At 44.4% G+C, this 22,779-nt stretch carries 20 protein-coding genes; 2 read left to right on the top strand and 18 right to left on the bottom strand.

Annotated features, from left to right (window positions below; all coding sequences use genetic code 11):
- Positions 1-151: 151 nt before the first annotated feature.
- The 12 genes from grpE to J1C91_RS01820 all read right to left on the bottom strand — a co-directional run bounded on the left by grpE (position 152) and on the right by J1C91_RS01820 (position 9,694).
- Complete coding sequence (gene grpE, locus J1C91_RS01875; RefSeq protein ID WP_125439222.1) at positions 152-688, bottom strand: nucleotide exchange factor GrpE; 537 nt, start codon at positions 686-688, stop codon at positions 152-154.
- A 35-nt stretch (positions 689-723) separates the two neighbouring features.
- Positions 724-1,758, bottom strand: a complete 1,035-nt coding sequence (gene hrcA / locus J1C91_RS01870) for a heat-inducible transcriptional repressor HrcA (RefSeq protein ID WP_032912382.1) — start codon at positions 1,756-1,758, stop codon at positions 724-726.
- Between the two features lie 163 nt (positions 1,759-1,921).
- Entirely contained in the window at positions 1,922-2,650 is a 729-nt protein-coding gene (locus J1C91_RS01865; RefSeq protein WP_048774034.1) for an ABC transporter permease, read from the bottom strand.
- On the bottom strand, positions 2,643-3,500 hold the full coding sequence (locus J1C91_RS01860; RefSeq protein WP_185761346.1) for an ABC transporter ATP-binding protein: 858 nt from the start codon (positions 3,498-3,500) through the stop codon (positions 2,643-2,645). The genes J1C91_RS01865 and J1C91_RS01860 overlap by 8 nt, the downstream gene beginning before the upstream one ends.
- A gap of 23 nt (positions 3,501-3,523) precedes the next feature.
- On the bottom strand, positions 3,524-4,096 hold the full coding sequence (locus J1C91_RS01855; protein WP_125439220.1) for a DUF2812 domain-containing protein: 573 nt from the start codon (positions 4,094-4,096) through the stop codon (positions 3,524-3,526).
- Positions 4,096-4,419 carry a PadR family transcriptional regulator gene (locus tag J1C91_RS01850; protein WP_111675323.1) on the bottom strand — a complete coding sequence of 108 codons (324 nt, stop codon included), beginning with the start codon at positions 4,417-4,419 and terminating at the stop codon, positions 4,096-4,098. Before J1C91_RS01850 ends, J1C91_RS01855 begins: the two co-directional genes overlap by 1 nt.
- 220 nt (positions 4,420-4,639) lie before the next feature.
- A complete protein-coding gene (locus J1C91_RS01845; protein ID WP_125439218.1) occupies positions 4,640-5,428 on the bottom strand; it encodes a M15 family metallopeptidase in 789 nt (262 codons plus the stop codon).
- Complete coding sequence (locus tag J1C91_RS01840) at positions 5,415-6,113, bottom strand: histidine phosphatase family protein (RefSeq protein ID WP_125439216.1); 699 nt, start codon at positions 6,111-6,113, stop codon at positions 5,415-5,417. The genes J1C91_RS01845 and J1C91_RS01840 overlap by 14 nt, the downstream gene beginning before the upstream one ends.
- A gap of 99 nt (positions 6,114-6,212) precedes the next feature.
- Positions 6,213-6,914, bottom strand: a complete 702-nt coding sequence (locus tag J1C91_RS01835; protein WP_002908733.1) for a histidine phosphatase family protein — start codon at positions 6,912-6,914, stop codon at positions 6,213-6,215.
- 136 nt (positions 6,915-7,050) lie between these two features.
- Positions 7,051-7,947: a hypothetical protein gene (locus J1C91_RS01830; RefSeq protein WP_002908732.1), complete on the bottom strand. Its 897-nt coding sequence runs from the start codon at positions 7,945-7,947 to the stop codon at positions 7,051-7,053.
- A gap of 132 nt (positions 7,948-8,079) precedes the next feature.
- Entirely contained in the window at positions 8,080-9,417 is a 1,338-nt protein-coding gene (locus J1C91_RS01825; RefSeq protein WP_125439214.1) for a PFL family protein, read from the bottom strand.
- 10 nt (positions 9,418-9,427) lie between these two features.
- Positions 9,428-9,694 (bottom strand): ACT domain-containing protein, encoded by a 267-nt coding sequence (locus J1C91_RS01820; RefSeq protein WP_002905356.1) that lies wholly within the window; start codon positions 9,692-9,694, stop codon positions 9,428-9,430.
- Between the two features lie 255 nt (positions 9,695-9,949).
- Here J1C91_RS01820 and J1C91_RS01815 point away from each other — a divergent pair, with 255 nt between their 5' ends.
- Positions 9,950-13,057: an LPXTG-anchored zinc carboxypeptidase gene (locus J1C91_RS01815; protein ID WP_002908729.1), complete on the top strand. Its 3,108-nt coding sequence runs from the start codon at positions 9,950-9,952 to the stop codon at positions 13,055-13,057.
- A gap of 58 nt (positions 13,058-13,115) precedes the next feature.
- Here J1C91_RS01815 and J1C91_RS01810 read toward each other — a convergent pair whose 3' ends face one another.
- Complete coding sequence (locus J1C91_RS01810; protein WP_032912381.1) at positions 13,116-14,150, bottom strand: NAD(P)H-dependent amine dehydrogenase family protein; 1,035 nt, start codon at positions 14,148-14,150, stop codon at positions 13,116-13,118.
- Between the two features lie 86 nt (positions 14,151-14,236).
- On the opposite strand from J1C91_RS01810, the gene J1C91_RS01805 reads away from it, so the two are divergent.
- A complete protein-coding gene (locus J1C91_RS01805) occupies positions 14,237-15,073 on the top strand; it encodes a MerR family transcriptional regulator (RefSeq protein ID WP_002908727.1) in 837 nt (278 codons plus the stop codon).
- A 150-nt stretch (positions 15,074-15,223) separates the two neighbouring features.
- On the opposite strand, the gene J1C91_RS01800 is transcribed toward J1C91_RS01805, so the two are convergent.
- The 5 genes from J1C91_RS01800 to J1C91_RS01780 all read right to left on the bottom strand — a co-directional run bounded on the left by J1C91_RS01800 (position 15,224) and on the right by J1C91_RS01780 (position 22,746).
- Positions 15,224-19,450 carry a GH32 C-terminal domain-containing protein gene (locus tag J1C91_RS01800; RefSeq protein ID WP_002908726.1) on the bottom strand — a complete coding sequence of 1,409 codons (4,227 nt, stop codon included), beginning with the start codon at positions 19,448-19,450 and terminating at the stop codon, positions 15,224-15,226.
- A 281-nt stretch (positions 19,451-19,731) separates the two neighbouring features.
- Entirely contained in the window at positions 19,732-20,670 is a 939-nt protein-coding gene (locus tag J1C91_RS01795; RefSeq protein WP_032912379.1) for an ATP-grasp domain-containing protein, read from the bottom strand.
- Between the two features lie 14 nt (positions 20,671-20,684).
- Entirely contained in the window at positions 20,685-21,935 is a 1,251-nt protein-coding gene (locus J1C91_RS01790; protein WP_002908724.1) for a dicarboxylate/amino acid:cation symporter, read from the bottom strand.
- Between the two features lie 184 nt (positions 21,936-22,119).
- On the bottom strand, positions 22,120-22,449 hold the full coding sequence (locus J1C91_RS01785) for a hypothetical protein (RefSeq protein ID WP_002908723.1): 330 nt from the start codon (positions 22,447-22,449) through the stop codon (positions 22,120-22,122).
- A 15-nt stretch (positions 22,450-22,464) separates the two neighbouring features.
- On the bottom strand, positions 22,465-22,746 hold the full coding sequence (locus J1C91_RS01780) for a hypothetical protein (protein WP_002908722.1): 282 nt from the start codon (positions 22,744-22,746) through the stop codon (positions 22,465-22,467).
- Positions 22,747-22,779: the final 33 nt, after the last annotated feature.

Here is a 22,779-nt window from a genome sequence, read left to right as displayed (position 1 = left end):
TCGTTAGAAGCAAAGCTGAACGAATGTTTTCTTCCTTCATAGTTTATTGTCGTTTCGGACAAGTTTTCTATTATGTAAGTTATGACACGAGAAGTCGAAGTTATACGCAGTAGCTGATTGGCAGTTCACTTCGCAAATATTAGTGACTCGCCTAGTTGTAAACTACCACCATAGCCGGTCTAAGGATACGGTCATGAAGTTTGTAGCCTTTTTGGAAGACCTGCGCTATAGTGTCAGCTGGGTGCTCATCGTCAGCTGGAACGGTTTGAATGGCCATGTGATAGTTATGGTCAAAAGCTCCGTCAGCTGGAATTTCTTCGATACCCTCTTCTTTGAGAGCATGAATCAAGCTTTCCTGCACCATTTCCAGTCCTTTTTTGACATCATCTGTCAGACCTTCAACGGCAAGCGCGCGCTCCAGATTATCTATCGAAGGCAAAATAGCTTTTGCCAAATCCTGACTGCGGTATCTTTGCAGCTGCTGGCGTTCTTCATTCGCTCGTCGCTGGATGTTCTGCATTTCTGCATGAGCACGAAGATATTTGTTTTCGAAATCTTCTGCTCGCTCATTGGCTAATTCTAATTCTGATTTTTCAGGGCTACCTGATTCAGCTTGCTCAGCTGCTTCTACAGCTTCCTCTTTTACTTCTACATCTTCTGGATGTTCTTCTTGTTTATGCTTTGCCACAAGGCACCTCCTTTTTAGGAATATTTATACTATATTTAATGGACTTCATAGTGATTGCTGCTTAGATAGCGATAGAAGTCGGTTAGTTTCATGGTCAGTACGCGGTTGACGACATTCATCTGACTGACCAGCCGTTGGTAGTCAAGATTGACCGGACCGACAACTGCCAACACCCCAAATCCTCGATAAGGAATCAGGAATTTGCTGGAAATTAGTGTTAGATCAGCCAAACAGCTTTCTCTACTGTCTGCCACGCGCACGCTTTGCATCTGATCTTCGGCCAAGCTGTCGCGAATCTCAAACGCTACTTTCTGCGGGTCATCAAAAAACTGATAAGCCGTCAGGTCTGAGAATTCCAAGAGCTGAACCTTGCCAGACAGAATCACATTTTCCTTGAAAATATCACCAAAGATGTGCTCAAAGAGCTGGATGACATTGTCCGTCGTAGTGAAATAGCGTTGGATAATCTGCGGAATTTCCGTCCGAATCTTGTAATGGATGTCCAGCACTGTCTGACCCAAGAACCGCTCCCTTACCAGGCCTTTAAGCCTATCCAGGTCTTCTTTTAGGAAGTTGCGCGGAATCATAAACTGACTGGTGATAGTATTGGACTCATCCAGGGTGAAGACTGCCAGAGCCGTATGCTGACTGAGCACAACGATATCAAAAGCTGTCAAGCGCTGCCGACTGGGTTCTACATCCAGTGCAACAACCGTGAATCCACTGAGCTTGGTCAAAAGATCCGCTGCCTGTTGAAGAATGTCCTCCAAGTTGAAAAACTCATGGTCAAAGGCTTTGATAACCTCATAGAGTTCATTCTCAGCGAGACGATCAAAGGACAGAGAATGCTTGACAAAGTATTGAAAACCAGCCACACTAGGCTTACGGCCGCTAGACGTATGCGCCTTTTCCAGAAGCCCCTGCTTTTCCAAAGCCGCCATATCATTTCGGATAGTGGCACTGCTGGAATTGATGGAATCCTGCAGGGCTTTGGAGCCGACTGGCTCGTGAGTCTTGGTAAAGATATCAATAATCAAATTCAAAATCTCATTTTGACGCTCCGTGACCACGGCATCACCTCCAATCAAGATTCTGCTGTCGATTAGCACTCAACAACCTCGAGTGCTAACTCATGATTCTATTATACACTCTTCCACACCAAAGTCAAGACAAAAACTCAAAAAATTAGCACTCTTTTTACAAGAGTGCTAAAAATCAGTCTGGCGACCTAGATTAATCCTCCAGGATTTGCAAATGGCGCATCAAATAGAAAGAAATTCCTGCAAAAAGAAGCAACCAAACTAGCAGAGCCAAAAATTCTCCGCTCCATAAATGGAAATGAGACCAATCTTTCATATAACTACTAAAAAGGCCCATAAAGCTGTAACGCAGCACTTTAAATAACTCCTCGCTCATATTTGAAAACATAGGAATAAATGCCGCCAAGAGCATGGCTGGAACACTAAGAGATTGTGCCATGACCTGATTTTTACAAAACAGACCAACCATTAAAAAGAAAAAAATTAAGACCAGCATGGTCAACAAGAGAACCAAACTATAGCTGAACAGATGATTAGAAAGCTTAGCTCCCACCAAAAGTGGGGTAATGACGATATAAAAAATTCCAATAATCGCTGGCCAGATTAAAGCGGAGAGAATATATTGACCAGCTGTCACACCAGCCAAGCGCAAACTTTGCAAATTACGTTTTTCTCTTTCCTCAGCTAGGATGATGATGATAGGTGTTCCAACAGACATGGCTAGAGAGAAAGGCAGGGAGATCGTAAGCAACATAGTAGCTAGTTTATCCGCGCCAATTTCCTTACCAGCTCCATTCAGAGAAAAAATAAATTTATAGAGAAAAATGAGGAAAATCGGCATAAAAACCTGCAATAGAATACTTTTATTAGCTAGCGTCACTTGACCTCTCAGCCAAATCATACCTTTTAATTTATTAGACATTTAAGGTACCTCCTGTCAACGTGATGAAAACATCTTCCAAAGTTGGTTCGCAGGAATGAATACTGATAACATTGGACAAATCCAAACCACCTTGCAGTTCATCAAAGGTAACTGTCTTCGTCGTCAAATCTACATATTCTAAACGAACCTTCTTATCTGTATTATACTTTTGGATTATCTCATGCGGACTGCCTACTTCGACTAATTTTCCTTTACTTAGCAAGGCCAAGCGATCACACAAGAGGGTAGCTTCCTGCATGTCATGAGTCGTCAGAAAAATAGTTGTCCCCTGAGCTTTTAGTTCCAGCAGCAATTCGTGAATGGTGCGAGAGGTTGACGGATCCAAACCACTGGTTGGCTCATCCAAGAAGAGCAGTTTAGGTCGATTAATCAAGGCACGCACCAGTAACATGCGCTGCTTCATACCCGTAGATAGTTTTTCAGCCACCTTGTTGCGGCTATCATAAAGCCCCACTTTTCGGAGAAGTTCATCGACTTCTGTCATATTAACACCAAAGAGCATAGCATAGGCCTTGAGATTTTTATAAAGTGACATCTTTTCATAAAAGCCACTGCCATCGCTGACAATACCAATCTGCTCCAGGACTTCTACCTTAAAATCCTCAACCGGAGCAGACAGCACATGAGCTGTTCCAGCATCTGCAGACAACTGACCAGTCAAGATATTGATAGTCGTCGTTTTACCAGATCCAGACGGTCCTAGGAAGCCAAAAATTTCTCCCTCTTGGATGGAAAAATCGATTCCTGCCAAGGCTTCTTGTTCCTTGAATTTCTTTTTCAAGCCTTGCACTTCAATAATGGTCTTGTTCATTGTTTTCCTCGCTTTCATAACAGTATTTAACAAAACCGCAATCAATCTTTCAGTTCCTGCCTCATTTTCCAAAAACGCAAGGCAATATGGACCAGTTGACAGAACAGAATGATCAATATAAGACAGTCTATTGCTAAGATTGATTTGAATAATAGACTTGCTTTCAAACTTTTCTGGGAAATATCTAGAATGAGATAGGTAGTGACACACAAAACCATGATGGCTGGCAAAAATCGCCATACAAGCAAACGCTTGACCATCTCTAGCTTAGACCATGCGTCATTATAGATTTCAAGATCGCTGTCTGCATCAAGCTGAGAAACCGACTTGCGGAAATAAGAAAATTGATTAAAGTTTGTAATATGCTCCCAGCCACAATCCTCAAACAGTTGATAATAGGATTCTTGCTCCGCCTTCTTTATGGGGCGAAAATCTAATTGATAGGCCACGTCCTGAGGCGGACATGCTTCAAATGTATAACGAACTGCAACAAGAAAGGGAGAATAACTTACTTTCTTCAATTTCCAGCCTTGACTGTGCATTTTTTTAAAATAAGCTGCTTCTCTGTCATAGTCTGCAATGGTAAAGATTTTATAGACAATTTTCTTTTCCATCAAACTTCCTCCTTACTATTGCGGTAAAGGCGCTCAATCCGCTGGATTTCCAAGCCCAAAATTTTCTGTCCAAGTTCTGTAATCTGGTAGAGCTTTCTCTTTTCTTCCTCACGAACAAAGGCAATCAGACCATCTTTTTCCATCTTTGCCAAGGTCCCGTACATGGTCCCCGGGCTGATAGATAGCTGTCCTTCTGTCAGCTCCTTGACTTTTTGAGTAATACTGTAGCCATGCCTTTCTTTCTGAAGACAGAAGAGGATATAAAAACCTGTCTCTGTCATTGGCACATAGACTCTCCTAAGCTTTTCTGTCAATCCACTCATCTTCTCATCTCACTTTCACCTCGATATATCGAACCTTGATATAAAAAATTATATCGCAGTCCGATATAGTTGTCAAGGATTTATAAATATTTTTTTACAAAAAGTAATTCATTTTTATCTATCAATACTTGCAGCTGATTTGATCAGAAGCTAAAAGGATTAGAGACCTGCATCCTGATAAATCAGCATAAAAAAAGCCAGGAAATCCTGACTTACTTGTTTATTTTCCTGCTGCCTTGAGCAGGGCGATATATTCTTCCAGAACCAGATTGTGCTTCTGCATATACTGGGCATTCTCCACACCGACATAGCGGTAATGCCAATTCTCAAAGTCAACTCCGGTAATATCACTCTTGCCATCCGGATAGCGAAGGACAAAACCATACTGGGGAGCTAGCTCCGCAATCTTGGCTGCCAATTCATCTTCCTGACCTTCTGGGACACTCATATCAATAGCCAAGCCCGTTTGATGCTCGCTGGCTCCTGGAAGTTGCACCTGCTTCAGCACAATGCTGACTGCTTCTTCATTTGACAAGCCTTTGGCGACTTCCCCAGCAACTTTTTCGTTATAGAGTTCCTCCTGCTCAGCTCGGCTGCGATAGCCAGAGATTAAAGTTTCTTCAGGAGCTATCGCTTGGGCTGCTGCTAGGAATTGCCGAGTATTTTCAGCAATGCGGCTGTCGACCTGGACCTCTCCAATCTGAGTCAGATCAGGTGTTTTTTCTTCTTGCTGGTTGTCACGATTGACCAAAATCAAATTCCAGTCAGTAGAAGAAACCTTGGGCAAATCAGACTGCGAACTCTCTGAGCTAGAAGAGCCCTTCGTAGCAGAACTGCTAGACGAACCCGAAAATTGAATTTTTGCAAGCAGATCTTGTAACAAGGACGGACGGAAATAAATCGCCGTTCCTCCAGCTGCCAGACACAAGACGATTAACAACAAAAGCGTCAACCCAATCTTCTTAGACTTCGATTTTCTCTTTTCTTTGCGATGTTTAGCGCGCTTCAACTTCTTCCTCCATTACTTTGGCACCGGCCTCTCGATAAGACATGTCTCCGACGCAAGCTACTGTGAATTTACCGTCTTCATAGTCTACAATCGTCACACTGCCATTGTCCAAACCATGAGGCTGAGTTCGATTGATTAGATAAACAAAGGTTCCGATAGTCATGCCGTGGCTGACTACAAGAGCATTGCCGCCGCCAGCAGCTTCCAGCTCCTCAGCTATGGCTGAAAAACCTTCCCAGATTCGGCCGCTGAGTTTTTCCCAATTTTCTGCCCAGCCTGCTGTATCGACTTCTACAAGACCTTCTGCCAACTCAGCATAGCTGAGCTGATGAACGTGCTCAATATTGAAAACCCGGGGCATCACACCCATAAAGAGCTCTCCATCATAACCACCATCAAAACTGCCAAAGCACCATTCGCGAATCCGTTTGTCAAAGGTATAAGGAATCTGATCTGTCAGGCCCAGTTCCTCTAGAATAATGCTCATGGTCTGAATAGTCCGGCCGCTGTCGCTGGAACGAGCCAATTTGAAATCAAGCCCAGCTTCTCTCAAGCCAATGCCCAACTCATGAATACCACGTTCCCCGACTTCAGTCAAAGGGGTATCAGACCAGCCTTGAGCCCGGCCGATAGTATTAAACATGGTTTTGCCATGACGAACCAAGTATAATCTTGTTTTTGCCATTTCATTTCCTCCGTTATTCTTTTCATATTATACCATTTTATGAAGAAATTGGCGCCATCTGGCTTTCAAAGCAAAAAGCAGGAGTCTCAAAACTCCTACTCATTCTTGATTTTCTCGGTCTAATATAGCTGCGCCAATCTGACGGTAAGACACATCTCCCAAGGCTTGAATGCTGAAGCGACCATTTTCATACTCCAGCACTGTGACACTGCCATTATCGACATTAGGATTTTTCGTGATCTTCTCATCAACCAGATAAGCCAGGGTACCAATGGTCATGCTGTGGCTGACGACCAGAGCATTGCCACCGCCTGAGGACTCAACCTCCCTAGCAATGGCTTCAAATCCTTCTAAAATTCGACCGCTAAGCTTGTCCCAAGGTTCAGCCCAGCCAGCCGAATCCACTTCTACCAGACCATTCGCCAAATCCGGCCAACTGAGTTCCTTGTAATTATCCGTCTTAAGAACTCGTGGGATAACGCCATGAAAGAGCTCACCACCATAAGCACCATCAAAACTGCCGAAGCACCACTCCCGGATGCGCTTGTCATAGCGATAGGGAATCTGGCCAGTCAAGCCCAGCTCCTCTAGGATAATCCCCATGGTCTGAATGGTCCGGCCGCTATCACTGGAAAAAGCCTTGACAAAAGGCAAACCCGACTCTCGCAATCCGATGCCCAGCTCACGAATACCTCGCTCGCCTTCGGCAGTCAGCGGGGTATCAGACCAGCCCTGAGCCCGGCCAATAGTATTGAACATGGTCTTGCCATGACGGATAACATAGAGTCTTGTTTTTGACATAGTTTACCTCTTTTATTTTTGTTTGTTATAGTAAATTTTGAAAAAGGCCTTTGGCTTCTTTAGGATAAAGAAGAGGGAGAACTCGGTTTCCCACTATGATAGACAGCTTCTCACTGTGAAGTCAGCATCTAATCAACTATAGAGACTTAACATGAACTTTGCCGGCACTGACACACCCAAGAATAATGTACAGATAATGGAGCCAATAATTAAGACCAAACTGTCCGGATAAAGCGGCTTTATTAATAGCGATAATGGCTTGCAAAATATTGCCTTCCCCTTGGTAAAAAGAATTGGCATAACCGATTTGAACAGCTACAAAGCTCATCGCTAAAGTAAAAAAGAAACTTGCCACAATTCCTAAAACAGAAATACCTTTGACAAACTTTTCATAACAAGCAATGCTAAATAGCAGTGTAAAACCTGATATGAAGCCCATGGCCAAGGATGCACCTGTCAGGAAGAAGACAAGACATGCACCAAGCAAGCTCGTCGAGAATGCTCCGAGAACACCCAGAAAATAATGTATTTTCTGCGGACTTTGATGAGGAAGAGGGCGCTTTGTCACCTTATCCTGTGAGATGGAAATCATTCGCTCATAGCTAGATGGCGTGAGAAAGAGCCAATCTCCTTTGAACTGATACAGGTCGACCTCTCCGGTTTCACCAGTTTTCTCACAGGCGCTAACCAGCCCTTGCTCCTCAAAGTAGCGGGTGCAGTCCTCGATAGCCTCCTCCAAAATATCCGGCAGCAGATCCCGATCCTGATCAGCCAAAATCTGACAGGCCAAGTTATAGCCAGCTCTTTCAAAATCAATCAAAACCTCGGAATCGTTGATCAGAGCTTCCAAGGTATCTCGACCGATATAGCCCTGCTCACATCTGACCGAGAAAAAAATCGCAAATTCATCGCCATCTGTTATGGTCTCTAGATAAAAAGCATAATCCCTTCTACGGCCATATATAATGCCGCTCTCTTTATCAAAATCCAAACCTAAATCAAGGGCCAGCTCAGCTAGCTCTCTTTTATTCATAACCTAAACAATCTCCTTATAATCCCCTATCTTTCAAACATCCGGCTAGATTCAATCCCACAAACTCCTGCTCGGAAACTGAATAGCTGTCCTTTATGATGCTTCCTTAAAAGCTGTTTCAAATCTAGCTTTTTAATTTTTAAAGCTGTGAATAGGCGCTGGAATCTGACCGCCCCGCGCGATAAAGGCAGCTGACGAAGCTTGATTGACCTTCATGACCGGAGCTGTTCCCAAGAGCCCGCCAAATTCAATCATATCGCCTTCCTTACCTTTCGGAATAATCCGCACAGCTGTCGTCTTTTGATTGATAACGCCAATAGCTGCCTCATCCGCAATCATGGCTGCGATGGTTTCAGCCGGCGTCGCCTCTGGAATGGCAATCATATCCAAACCTACAGAGCAGATAGCTGTCATCGCTTCTAGCTTTTCTAGATTGAGCGAGCCATTTTGCACAGCCGCAATCATGCCCTCGTCTTCTGACACAGGGATGAAAGCACCAGACAGTCCGCCAACCTGATTGCAGGCCATGACACCGCCTTTTTTGACTTGGTCATTGAGCAGGGCAAGGGCTGCTGTCGTGCCATGAGTGCCGACTGTTTCCAAACCCATTTCTTCCAAGACACGGGCGACTGAGTCCCCGACCGCTGGTGTTGGAGCCAGACTCAAGTCAACAATCCCGAACTTGACGCCCAGACGCTCGCTGGCCATCTGACCGACCAACTGACCGATACGTGTGATTTTGAAGGCTGTTTTCTTGACTGTTTCAGCCACCACGTCAAAGCTCTCACCTCGGACCTTTTCCAAGGCTCGCTTGACAACACCGGGCCCAGAAACACCGACATTGATGACCACATCTGCTTCGCCGACACCGTGAAAGGCGCCTGCCATGAAAGGATTGTCTTCTACCGCATTGGCAAAGACGACCAACTTGGCCGCACCCATATCAGATAACTGAGCGGTTTCCTTGATAATCCGCCCCATATCCGCAACAGCTGTCATATTAATACCAGTCTTGGTTGAGCCGATATTGACAGAGGAGCAGACCTTATCCGTCTCAGCCAAAGCACGTGGAATGGAATTAATGAGGATTTCATCGCCTTTTTGATAGCCCTTTTGGACCAAGGCAGAGAAACCACCGATAAAGTCAACACCGATTTCCTTGGCCGCCTTGTCTAAAGCCTTGGCCAAAGGCACATAATCTCTGCTGTCTGTCGCTGCCCCAATCAGAGAAATCGGAGTCACGGAGACCCGCTTATTGACGATAGGAATCCCGAGCTCGGCAGCAATTTCGTCCCCAACTGTCACCAGGTCTCTCGCTTTAGTCGTGATTTTTTGGTAAATCTTCTCCGCCGCCCGATCAATATCTGTGTCAATACAGTCTAAGAGTGAAATGCCCATGGTGATGGTCCGAATATCAAAATTCTGCTCCTCAATCATGGCAATGGTTTCTGTTACTTGTCTAATATCCATCCTTCACTCCTTAGATATTGTACATGGCATCAAAAATGGCTGCGCTTTGAATGTTGATTTTGACGTTGAGCTCTTGACCGAAAGCTTCAAACTCATTGCGAAGGGCCGTAAAATCTTGCTTTTCATCGCTGGACACCAAGGCCATCATGGTGAAATATTCCTCCAAAACGGTTTGGGAAATATCATCAATATTCAGCCCCAGCTCCGCAATCTTAGTGGAAACTCCGGCTACAATCCCTGTTTTATCTTTTCCGATAACGGTAATAATTGCTTTCATGCTTGGCTCCAATCATTTTTAGTTTGTCTCATTGTAGCATAAATTCGAGGATTTTGTATACTATTTCAGAAAATAAAGGCAGAAGGTTCGGATATTGCAAATAGCACTTGAAACAAGGAAAATTCTCCTACGCTCAGCAATTCATCTGAGAGACCATTTTGGGCAACTTTGTATGTTTTTTCTATTTTCATTTGAAAGCGCTTTCTATATTTGTTATACTAAATATAGAATATTTTACACAAAGGAGATTTCCTAATGAACGATTCATACAAGAAGCGTCTCTATACTCAGGCCTTGAGTTTATCAGCCGCTGTATTGATGGCTGTCTTAGCTCAGGGCAAGGCCGTAGCTGACCAGCAGAACAGCACTGAGTCACAGCCAGCCGCCAATCAGATAGAGGCTGTAACTCCTGCGACAGAAGCTGCTCAAGCTGTTCCAAATCAGACAGGAGAAAAAGAACAGACTCCTGCTCCTGCAGCGGACAATCCAGCTGTCTCTGCAGCAGCTCAAACAAGAGCAGTTGCTTCTGAAGAAGGCAAGACCCAGCTGGCCGACAGCACTGTCTATATGTCCGAGCCTGCAGAGGTCAAGGAAACCGTCCAAGGACAGGCTTCTCAGGCGGGTAAGCTGACTTGGACTCTGGACAATAAACCGATTGCCGACTGGAAAACCTGGAACATGGACAGCGGCACCTTTACCGGCCAACCCTTTGTCACAATTGAGGAAAAGGCCGACGGGAACGATCTTCATCTGAATCTGCAGTTTCAAAAGCTTTTCGGAGACGATCTCAGCCTGCGCTCTCCCCATAATATTCGCCGGACCTATCGAAACTTCATTGGCAGCCATGAACTGGTTGGTACGAGCCAGGACTTGAGCTTGACCATTCGCAAAAATATCGTCTTGCGCCCTTATGAAGACTCCCACAGCCATGAGGAGATGCTGGCATCCATCGAAAAGAGCAGACAGGATGCCAAGACCGATCGCTTGGTACAGATTGAGAACATCGGAAAGAGTGCTCAGGGTCGCGATATCAAGTTGGGTATCATCAGTTCTGACCAAAAGAGCATTGACGACTACCTCAGCACAACTAATCCACAGGCCTTGACCAAACCAGCAGAAATGCTGGCAGCTCTCAAAAATGGCAACTTAGACTATAAACTACCTGTGCTCATTAACAACACTCACGCTGATGAACAGCCTGCTATTGATATTATCACAGGTCTCTTTAAAACTTTTGCAACTAAAGACCAAATCAGCTTCAAAACAACCGCTGCAGATGGTTCTGAAAAACTTGTCACTCTCAAAATCCAAGATTTACTGAAGAAGTTTATCTTTCTCTTTGACTTTACGGAGAATCCTGACGGCGATGTCCTCAACACTCGGGCTCTGGCCAATGGACTTGACCCTAACCGTGATACTGGCTACCAAGCCAATCCTGAAACCCGTACTGTTGCTGGATTGATTAACAAATGGAACCCAATTGCCCTCTATGATATCCACGGATTTGTCAAGGAATTCCTGATTGAGCCGGCAACCCCGCCTCACGATCCTAACTTTGAATATGACCTTTTAGCTGACCTCATGCTGGACAATGCCCATCATATGGGACGGGCCGGCGTTGCCAACTCTGGCTACGAAAAATACATCATTCCAAAACTGGACTGGGGAGACGGATGGGACGATTCCTTCTCCGGCTACACAGCGGTTTATTCTATGTATCATGGCATCCTGGGACATACCATCGAAATTCCCGAGGGTAATCAAGAGTCCTACAAGGCTGGATATTATGCAGTTTTAGGAGGTCTTGACTATCTAGCTCAGAACCCCGACAAGCTCATGGAGATGCGTCTCAACTTCTACCTGCGCGGCATCAATAAAGTCGAAGATCCTAAGGCAGAAAATGAACTCGTCGGACCAGATGGTCAGGTCGTAGGCCGGATTAAAAAAGGCCAGGAAAAATTCTTCCCAGACTACTATGTCATCCCGATGGGAGTGGACAAGGACAATGATACCCAAGAAGCCTTTAATATGATTGACTATTTCAAGCGCAACGGTGTCCTTGTCAAAGAACTCAAGGAAGATAGCGGAAACTATAAAAAAGGCGATTTGGTTGTCGATATGGCGCAGGCCAAGCGTGGCTATGCCAATCATGTCCTCTACAAAGGCTCAAATGAATCCAAGTGGGCTGCCATGTATGCGGAATTGGTTGTCAATTTCCCTGATATGAAAGGCTTCAAAGCCCAGCCAGTCTTTGGCGACAAGCTCTTTGAAGGCAAGCTAGGCGATGTGACAGCCCTCCGTGCTGCTCGGACCAGTCAGGTTGATCATAAAGCGCCTTATTACGTCATTGCCAATACATCTGAGAGCGCGGTCAAGGCCGTCAACCAAGCTCTTGCTGAAGGTAAGAAAGTCTACCTGACAGATGACGGCTACATCGTTGATACACCGACCTTTACCAGTCTCCTAAATCGTTATGCCATTTATGGTGATGCCCTCTATAAGATTCCACAGGGACCGACTCTGAAGCCTCTCAAGGTCTATGCACCGCCGCATCAGTTTTACTGGGCAGGTGTGGACTCACCAGCTCACACTGCTTTGGCTCTGAAAAATATGGGCTTTGAAATCGTCGACAGCCCAGAAGAAGCGGACGTCATAGTTCTTGAAAGCAACAACTATGACAAGTCTCTTGTCGGACTTAAGCCAACCATCGTCGTCGGAGGTTCTGCTATGCAGCGCTTGGAAAAACTAGGAATCTTAGATGGATTTGACGCTGAGCGCTTCAAGAACGGCAGTGACTATGAAGGATTGATGAAAGCCGTTATTCAAGACCAAGACCCGCTGACCAGCGGCTACAAGAAAGATGGACTCTTTTACTCCAACTCTGGTAACTGGATTGCTAAGATTCCTGCCAACTTTAGGACTCTTGCCAGCATTGCTGGCAGCGACTTCTATATCGCTGGCTGGTGGCCTGGCAATGAACAACTGGCCAACAAAGTCGTAGCCATTGCTGGTACCTATAAAGAGCAGCCTCTCTTTGTCTATGCTGGCAATCCGACCAATCGGCTTCACCCTGTTCACTTCTACCGTTGGATCTCAAATGCTATCTTTGGCAGCCAGTTGGCCGAACTGACAGACCTCCCAAGTCCTGCGACACCTGATCCAACCTATCAAGCGCCAAGTCAGACTGTCCTTGACTGGAAGCCTGCTACAGTGAAGCCACCGGCTCAAACGGTAGTCCTGACCTACAAGAGCCAGACACTTCCGCAGACCGGCAGCCAAGAAAAAAGTGCTAGCTTTGCTCTAGCTGGACTCCTAATCGCAGGAGCAGCTGGACTCTTACTTTTAAAGAAAAAGGAAGACTAATACTTAAAAATACACCTCCCAATGGATGCGGGAGGTGTATTTTTAGTTATAAGCTCTGCTATTTTTCCACATAGGTATGAAGCGGATAAGTCGGATAGGCCAAGTCACGCGCCAACTCTGAGGTTACATAACCTGCCGGTGCATCTAACACAGAAGGGATTCGATTGACGATAGTGGCACAGGTCAAGGCTACAGTATCAGGCTTGCTGACTGAGAAGACTAGATTTGGCTCACCAGTAATTTCCCAATCACACATATCTCCGTCATTTTCACGATAGACCTTGCCAATACACTCTACTTCCAACTCAATTCCCTGATGGGTATGAATGGTTGTCACAGCTGACATACCCGTTACTTGCCCCGCCGGAACTGTGCGACCCAGCGTTTCAGAATAAACATCTTCATCCAAAATATAAGGAACACTCTTTTGTGAAATATCCTGAATGGTCCAGTTCATCTTAGAGCAAATAGCCTCAGCAGCATTCCACATATAGGACGGCAGACTCTCAGCACTAGCAATTTCCTTTTCAAATCGCTCTGAATCGTAACCAGCACCATGCGCTTCTGCCAAAGCTAGACCATAATCTTCCACATTATAGCTGACAATCCCTTTCACCTTTTGAATGCGATTAAGGCCAGACATAGCCAAGCAAGGCATATTAATCCAGTAAATATCCTGCATGCCAGATCCCATTATAGTGACACCATATTCTTTGGCCAGCTTGTCCAAGCGGTTTGTTTCGGATGGCGACGTCGTCCAAGGGTAGATGGCTTCCTCACAGGTCGTGATGATATTAACTCCATGCTTGATGGCTGTTTCAAAAAAATCATACATTTCCGGCATATAGGAAGCAATGGTGACAATGGCAATGTCAGCGTCACACTCTCCAAAGACACGTTCAGCATTATCAGAAATCAGGACACCAGTCTTATAGCCTAGCTCTGCAAAATCACCAACATCCTGTCCTACTACAGCAGGATTGTTATCAATAGCTCCTACGATTTCTACACCGTGATCCAGTAGGTACTTGAAAATCACTTTAGACATCTTGCCGCAGCCATACTGAACAGCACGAATTTTTGTATTTCTCATGGCAAACCCTCCATTAATTGTTATTATTTTCACAATTATAGTATAATATCTCTAGTAACTAGAGAGTCAATAGAGGGTTTTAAAAAATGAAAAAAATTTTGCGTATCGGAGAATTTTCCCAAATAAATCAGATTTCCATCCAAACTCTAAGATTCTATGACCAAATCGGTCTTTTAAAACCCTATAAAGTCAATCCAGAAACCAACTATCGCTACTACCACATCAATCAATCTTCTCTGGTTGACTCCATTCAGTACCTGCGTCAACTGAATTTTTCTCTAGAAGACATCAAAGAAATCCTATCTGACAAAGACCATTTTCAACTGCACCAGCTTATCGAGGAGCGCTATCAGCGTCTTCTAGAGGAAAAAGAGAATTTAGAAAAACAAATCCAAGAAATCGAAATCTTTCGGTCTGGTGCCCGTATCTATGGCGAAAAGCAGAGCGAGCAAGAACTGGAAATTCTAACTTTTCCTGAACGGCAGCTGCTTACTTTTGAAATTGATCAAAACATTTATCAAATGAAAAGTGAGGAATACGAACTTGCTCTCCGCTACTTCAAACAAGAAATCCTGCGTTACAGTCCTTTTTTCACCCATTTCAGTCGTGTTGGTTCCATTATGAAACAAGAAGATTTCCAAAAAGAAAGATGGATTTCCAAACAACTCTGTCTCTTCCATCATACTCCCAATGAACTCCCTCACTTAAATCGAATGTTGCTTCCGGCAGGAAATTATGCTGTTGCTTACTGCTCTTCCTTTGCAGATGAACTTGAAGCTCTGCCGCATTTTTACCAGGCTCTGACTCAAGCTGGGTATACTCCTGTGGGTGATTATATCTGCGAGGTCATCCATGAACAGCCACAACTCCAGGAGCAGCACCGCGATATGTTCATCCGGATGCAAGTTCGGATAGAGGATTAAAAAAGGAGGAAAGAGGATGTAGCGGAATTTCTTGCCAGATACTGGAGCAAGCTCAGCCAAAAACGAATCACTTCACAAGCCGTAATTATATAAAAAAAGGACGGGAAAACACCCATCCTTTTTATGTGCAAATAACCATTGCTTAGCATCTTAGTCTTCTTGCTTCTTTCTTCCAGCTAGAAGACCCATTCCCAGAAAAGCTAAACCAGCCAGAGGCAGAAACTTATCTTCTTGAGTGCCAGTCTTAGGCAGAGCTGAGTCGGGAGCTGGCTGCAATCTTGGCGACGAAATAACTTTTCCTTCCTCACCTTGCTTCAGAGCTTGAGGTTGGGTCCTTGTCAAAGGCTGTTTAGCACTTTCAGCCACCACCTTGCTGCCAACTTCTACTAGTTCGTCAACTGCTAGAGAGAACACTTCCTGACCGAGGACGGTTCGCTGACCGTTCAAGACTTCTACAAAGACTCGCTTTTGACCTTTTTGGCCAGCTACAAGTATCCTCCGCTGCCCTTGTTCCAGTTCTGGATTTTCCTGTTCTCGGGTCTGATATGCAATCTCTTCCATTATGACTTCTAAGAAAGGTTTTTCTTCCACTAGGTCCTTTATCCCCTCTTCCGGAGTGACCTGATGACTTGGTTTCACAGCCAGAGCAGCAAGAGCTGTCTTCAGATCTTGCTCTGCTCTATCTAAATCTGCCTGCTCCGCTTTTTCATCTGCCAAGAGAGACTGGGCTCGAGCCAAGGCTGACTGGTAAGCCTGAACTGTCTCATCTGTGTAGAGGCTTGGATCTAGACTAACCGTACTGTCTACCACTTTCTGCAGAGAAGCCTTATTAACTGCTGGGGCATGAAGATTGGTCACAAAGAAATTGCGCGCTTCCAAGTCTCCATCCCAGAGTCCTAGACCGACGTAGGCATCATTATAATAAGGCTCAACCGTATCAAATTGGTGGTTCAGGTATTCTACACCGTCCACAGATACACTGACACCATTTTTAGTTTTCACTAGCTTAACATGGTGGAACTGGCCGTCATTAAGATGCTTGCCATTCATGCTACTTTCTGCAATCGTCTCTCCCATAAAGTGGTAAAATCGAATCTTATCATTATCGCCAAATTGAATAGAATAAGCATTGCGAGGATCAACATTTTCAGACGCATAGAAAATGTTAATCAAGCCTTTTTGATACTTGAGATCCACATCCAAGTTATACTCAGAGAAAGGAATCTTCTGACCTCCCATATAATAATCATTGGCGCTGGTATTCTGATTATAGAGGCTTTCACCGTCGACATACCACTTACCAGAGACAGCTTTTAAGTCTGGAACATTGGTCTTAAAGTCATTGCGGCTGATATTGATGGTGAAGGCCTTGGAAAGGCTTGGATTTTCCTTAGAGGTCGCCGTTACCTTGACCACACCCCTTTGCAGAGCAGTCACTCGCAGCTTGTTGCCATCTTCCGCGACAGAGACCAGATCTGGCTGATCAACACTCCAGCTGACCGCTTGAGAGACACTTGCTGGCATGACATATGCTTTCAAATCCAAAGTATCGCCGACATAAATATTATTTGTTACAGGAGAAGCCTGCACTAGTTCCAGTGGTTTGGTCACTGCCTGCTTGTCTTTCCAGATGCCCTTCAGCGGATAAAGAGCAATGTCAGCCTTAGCTGCACCACCTTCTACAAACACTCTAGCCGCAAGGCTATTTGGTGCAGGGAAAATCTGATTGGCACCCGCTACAGTATACCCTTTGGCAAAGACTTCTAGGCTGGAGCGATCCACATAGAGATGCAGATCTATGCTGCCATCCGCATTGCGCTTGACGGACTGACTATCCACCTGAGGAAATTTATTACTGAGAAGAATGCCGGACTGGCTGCGGTCAATAGAGAGAGTTTCCTTTTCTAAATCATAGGTAACTCTAGTCACTTCTCCATCTCCAACCCGCAGGTTAAAACCGACTTTCTTGGTCGTTTCACTTGGACGGAAAGTAGAGACAATTTCATACTGATCACCGGAAAAATCTTTCAACAGCTCATTCTTCTCACTAACTTCCACGTCTTTATACAACACAGCCTTGTCTTCCTGACGCAGAGACTGATAAGCTGTAATTGGCGTCTGAGTCAGCCGATAGCTTCTGTCTTGCTTGATAAGGCCTAGTTTGAGGTTAAGATTGAAGGTGCCGTTGAACTTCTGACCGACGGTATCGGCTACCAGATTACAGTAATCTTCCCAGGTATTCATCCAGTTAGACGCGATAATGTCGGGTAGGGTTGGATTAGCCTTGCTGCCAAAGTCCTGAACGTAGTAAGTCATGGCCGCATAAGAGTCTTTACCAAAGTTCATAACCTGATCAGCCAGAGCAAACTCAGCATCTGGTACGAAGGTCCACTTGCCCTCCACCTGTCTAAAATCACCGACCTTATAGGAGCGCCCGCCACGAGACAGGACCCACTTAAGGCTACCATCGTCTGCCAGTAGAGGATACAGATCTGGGCACTCCGTGTGGAGATCCGCATAAGTTGACTCCACCTTCCAATTACGCAGATTATCAGACGAATAAATTCTCAGCGGTCCGCCTGCAACGACCATAAACCATTTACCCTCCCAACGGAAGACCTTGGGATCACGGAAATCCTGAGATTGCAGTGGATCGTCCGTCCAGTCAGCTGCAATTTGATCAAGCTTCGTCCAAGTCCGGCCCTCATCTTTACTGTAGGCCAACTTGATGCGCTGACCGTTTCCGTCGGCAGTAATCAGTGCGACTAAACCGCCCTGGTCATTGTCAAACAAACCAGAGGAATTGGTGGTATCTGCTACTATTGATCCTGAGAACATAGCCCCATTAGCATCCGGATAAAAGGCAATCGGCTGTTCTTCCCAATGAATCAAATCCTTGCTGGTCGCATGGCCCCAGTGCATAGGTCCCCACTTTGTATCGTCGTAAAACTGATAGAAGAAATGATAGACTCCCTTATAATAAACCAGCCCGTTGGGATCATTGGCCCAACCGTCCTTGACCGAATAATGATACTGACCGCGATAGAGTTCATTGTAGTAAATCTCATCTGCCTGCCGACGATGGACATTGAGCCGATAAGTCAGGCTGACCTCCTGCCCATCCGCATCCGTCACAGTGCTGGTCACAGTCAGATAGTTTGCCCCCACTGCCAGCGGGATATTCTTCAAATCACTATAGACCCTACCTGCAGCATCGGTCACGCTTACCTTGGCAGCAGGATTTTTTGCTACGACGGTCAAGTCTACAGTCTCAGCATCATGCTTGACATACTGGATAGTGATAGGAGCAGTAAACTGACCTTTCTGCTCCACTTTCCCAACCGAAGAAGTCACCCTTATATCCTCCAACTCAGGATTAGACTGAGGAGTGATTTCTTTATAAAAGGTATTTTGAAAAAGCAGCTCGCTATTCCAGTTAAGTAAGCCAAAATAGCCTTCTGACAAGTAAGTATTCTGCCCCTTATCATCTCTCTGAAGCGTGTAATCTCCTGAGCTGGCCACTAGGATATCATTGACATAGTAGGATACCCAAGAGCCAATTGAAACGACCTTGAGTCGATATTTATTATCATCCGTTGGCTCGATATTTTTTTCATTGATAAACTGATAGTCACGACCGCCTTGCCAACGCCAAAACTTTACATTGTTGCTACCACCATCAATATTAACTGCATAGCTGCTCTTGTCATCCGGATTATTATTACTGCGGAAAATGAGGGCTGCCGCCCCTTCCTTACTGAGGAAAGTTACATCCGTTGAGTAAACAAAATCCTTGCCCTGACTTTGAGAGTAAAAGAAACTATCACCTTTGCCTCTGGCATCACTATAAAGACCTTGTTCCCGGACTTCCCAAACTCCATTTTTGTCTCCCTTGGCTTCTGCCAAATTAGTATTGAAGCCTGACTGCTTATCTACAGTCTCTACGGCAGGGATTTTTTCCGAAGCAACTTCCTTCGCCGCTGGCTGTTCGTCTTCTTCCTGTTTGGTCTCTTTAGCATTTGCTGTGACTTGATCTTCCTTATCAGCCTTTTGGTTGGCTGACTCTACTACTGCATCCTGACCACCCGCTTCCGTCGCTACAGTTGCAGCAGTCTCCCCAGCTACAAGGTTTTCTGTCTTATCAGCATTCATTGTAGGAGCAGCTGTTTGTCCGCTCTCAGGCTCTGAGACAGCTGATGAATCAGCCTGCAAGACCTGCGCAGGAGCTGGATTAGCCTTAGCCTCATCCGCATAAACCACTCCACCCCCATCTAACAAGAATGCTCCAAAAGTCAGCAGGGCACACCCAAAAACCCAACGCTTGCCGCTTTTTCTCATAAACCAATTTTTACACACTTTTTCCTGATGATTTTTCATGACACACCTCAATATTCTAAAAATAAAATCAGACTTCTCACAACCAAATTGCTTCTACATAACACACTCCTTTCAACTTTTCTTGTTCAAAATGAACACCTGGTTTAACACCTAACTCCCTTATAAAAAAGAAGCAATCTCAATAATTTAAATATAACAAATTTTTGTAAGCGCTTCATCTAACGTTTGTCATAAAAACAAAATGACAGATGTCATATTTTAGAAATAATGAAGAAAAAACAAAAAGCCTCCAAAACGGAAAGCTTTTGTTTGTTTTAAATTTATTCTGGATAGGATGCTGCCAGCTCGTTCTTTAGATATTCTGCCAAGTGCTGATGAGCAAAAATTCCTGCTTTTTCTTCTGCTGTCGGATTATAGTTGGTATTGGTATTCACATCATAGACATAAATCTGACCCGACTCCGACTCTACCCACTCAATAGCTGCTACATCAATACCAGCCTGAGCTAGAAAGGTTTCATAAGCCTGTCTTTGACTAGCATGCAGCGGCTCCGTGATTTGAAACTTATCCGATGTTTCCAACTGAGCAGGCTTTTGCCCAATCTGACACCCATCTGCCGGACAAAGCTGAAAGCCATCTGATGAATCAATGGACACAGTATAAAGAAACTTCTGGTTGATAAACTCCGAACGACGAATCCGACCATCCGCAGGCTTGATATAGGCCTGAAGCAGGGTAATCCCATCCACAGAAGGCTCAAAAGCAGGACTCTCTACATAGGATTCCAACTCTTCCTCACTATTGAAGAGCTGCACTCCCAAACCTTTCCCCGCCCGATTATGCTTGGTAATCAGGGGATAAATATTAAGCTTTCTAGCTGCCTCAAGAATATTCTCCTGTCCCAAAATGGCTACTGTCTCTGGATAAGCAATTCCAGCCTCAGAAAGCTTCAAATATTGTTTAATTTTGCTGATTTCCAGATTAATAGCCCCGCTGCCGTTGATGACCTTGCGACCGTGAGCTTCCAGCCAAGTTAGAACTTGCTCTGTAAATTCCGGTGCATAGCGGTGTCCACGCGTATGAGAAGAGGCTGACATCCGATTGTAGAAAATTCCTGTTGGGGGCGGACTCTGCAAATCTAGGATCCCACTTGACAAATCCCATAGTTCATAGGGCACATCTTTTTCCTCCAGCCACTTGACCAAGTGCTGCGTCCACTCCAAATTTTCATGAATAACGTATACTTTTGCTTGGCTCATAAGTCTCCTCTCCATTATGAATACCGAACAGCCAGCTTACTGCTTTTCGATTCTTCTACTACATTGCCTTCCGTCTTTTCAATAACACTGACGGCCAAGACCTGGCCTAGAACATTGAGGGCAGTTCGACCAGCATTGACAAAGAAATCAACCGCAAAAATCAAGGCAACGCCTTCCACCGGTAGGCCTAGCTGAGGCGCAGCTGCCAGCAAGACAACAATCGCTCCAGAAGGCACCGTCGCAGCTGTTTTACCAATCAAAGTCAAAAGCAAAACAGTAAAGAAAAGTCCTGATACAGAAAAAGCAATCCCATAAGCATGGGCAATAAAAATAGTTGCTACAGAGAAATACACAGCGGCCCCCTCAAGATTAAAAGTGTAACCCAAAGGCACAACCAAATCTATGACATGCTCATCATACCCCTGCTTCTTTAAATCTTTCAACAGAGGCGGCAGGACAACACTGGAACTGCCAGAGACAAAAGCCAAAGTCAGAAGACTCCAAATCCGTTGTAAGCTTGACAAATAAGGAATTCTGAAAGCGAGAGCAAGCAATGGAAAAATCACTAAAGCTAGCACCGCATAAGCCAGATAAGTTCCTGCTACAAATTGCCCCAAACCGACCAACTTGTCAACTCCTGTCGTAGCCACATCCTTAGCAATAAAACCAAAAATACCAATCGGAGACAGCTTCACAATCACACCGACAATTTTATAAATAGCCTCAATCCAAATCTGCAGCAGCTCAACAGCTTTCTGAGTCTTTTCTTCCTTGAGACTTCCAAGCCCAAAACCTAAAAATATAGCAAAAACAATAATAGGAAGCAAAGCCCCTTCTGAAAGCGACTTGATGATATTGGAGGGAATGAAGCTAAGAAAAAACTCATCCAATTGAATACTTTTGGCAATCCCATCAATGCTGGCTCCCGCCTGACCGATATTGACTCCCTGACCAAAGCCTAGATAATAAGCTGCAAAGACAAAAATAAAGGTAATCGCCGTCGTGACCGCAAAGAAATAGAGCAGACTCTTTGACAAAAGCTTCCCGAAAGATTTCTTGCCGATCACACCAGCCACAGCTACGACTACAACCGGAAAGACTAGCGGAATAATCACCATATTAATCAAACTGATAAAAGCTTGACCCAAAAACTGGTAAAAAGCCGAAAACTGCGGCCAGATAAGAGCAACAAGAACACCCAAAATCAAAGCAATCAACAACTGCAAGCCCAGAGAAATCTTTGACCATAAAGAAACGATTTTCATCCCAAACTCCTTTAGTCTATTTTGATAGCTATTTTACTATGATTGCCCCTATCTGGCTAATATATATTTTCTATGAAAGTAATAGAAGAATTTTATGGTGGAGTTGAATAGTGAAAAAAAGACATCCAAGAGTAAATTCTTGAATGTCTGTAAACATTTAATCTCCTAAAACTCCAATACTTGCTTAGTTATTTTGCTTTTTAGCTTTTTTCTTATAGAGAGCATCTAATTGCTCCTCATAATCCCAACGAAGTTTTGAGCGTTCCTCACCGATATCATCGATTTGCTCAAGAACATCTTTTCGAAACAACTCTGCATTAGTATCCATTTGAAAAATATCGGGATACGCCTCCACAGGCAGTTCTCCGTTTGCTATTTGATAAACTTCATCTTTTAATTGCTCTGTTGTATGAAGGACATAAGACAAATTGTCTTCTAAATATTCCTCTTTTTTCTTTAATTCCCTCATCTTTTTATCAAACTGTTCATCCAGTCTATAAATTTCTGCATTCATCTTTATCACCTAAAACTAACTTTTGATTGGACTTGTTAATTCTGGTTTTGGCATTTGCGATAGATAGTCTTTAGCTGCATTTGCTGCTTGACCTTCTAGCCCATCCGTGATATTCGTATTATATGTATTTTTAGCATAATCTTGCAGTTCTTGTGCTTTGGTATTTAATGTTTGTTGAAGCGCCTCTCTCTTGGCCTTGGCAGCTGCTACAGAGGCTATAACAGCCGCTTTTATAGCTACTCTTTGTTGATTCTTCAATATTTCTATTACAATATTTTCACTTGTTTTCTCTGCCATAATTATCCTTTGCTTTTATCATTTAAACTTCAG

The organism is Streptococcus sanguinis (assembly GCF_050222175.1).
Classification (GTDB): domain Bacteria; phylum Bacillota; class Bacilli; order Lactobacillales; family Streptococcaceae; genus Streptococcus; species Streptococcus sanguinis_M.
This window is presented reverse-complemented; position numbering and strand designations above follow the sequence as displayed.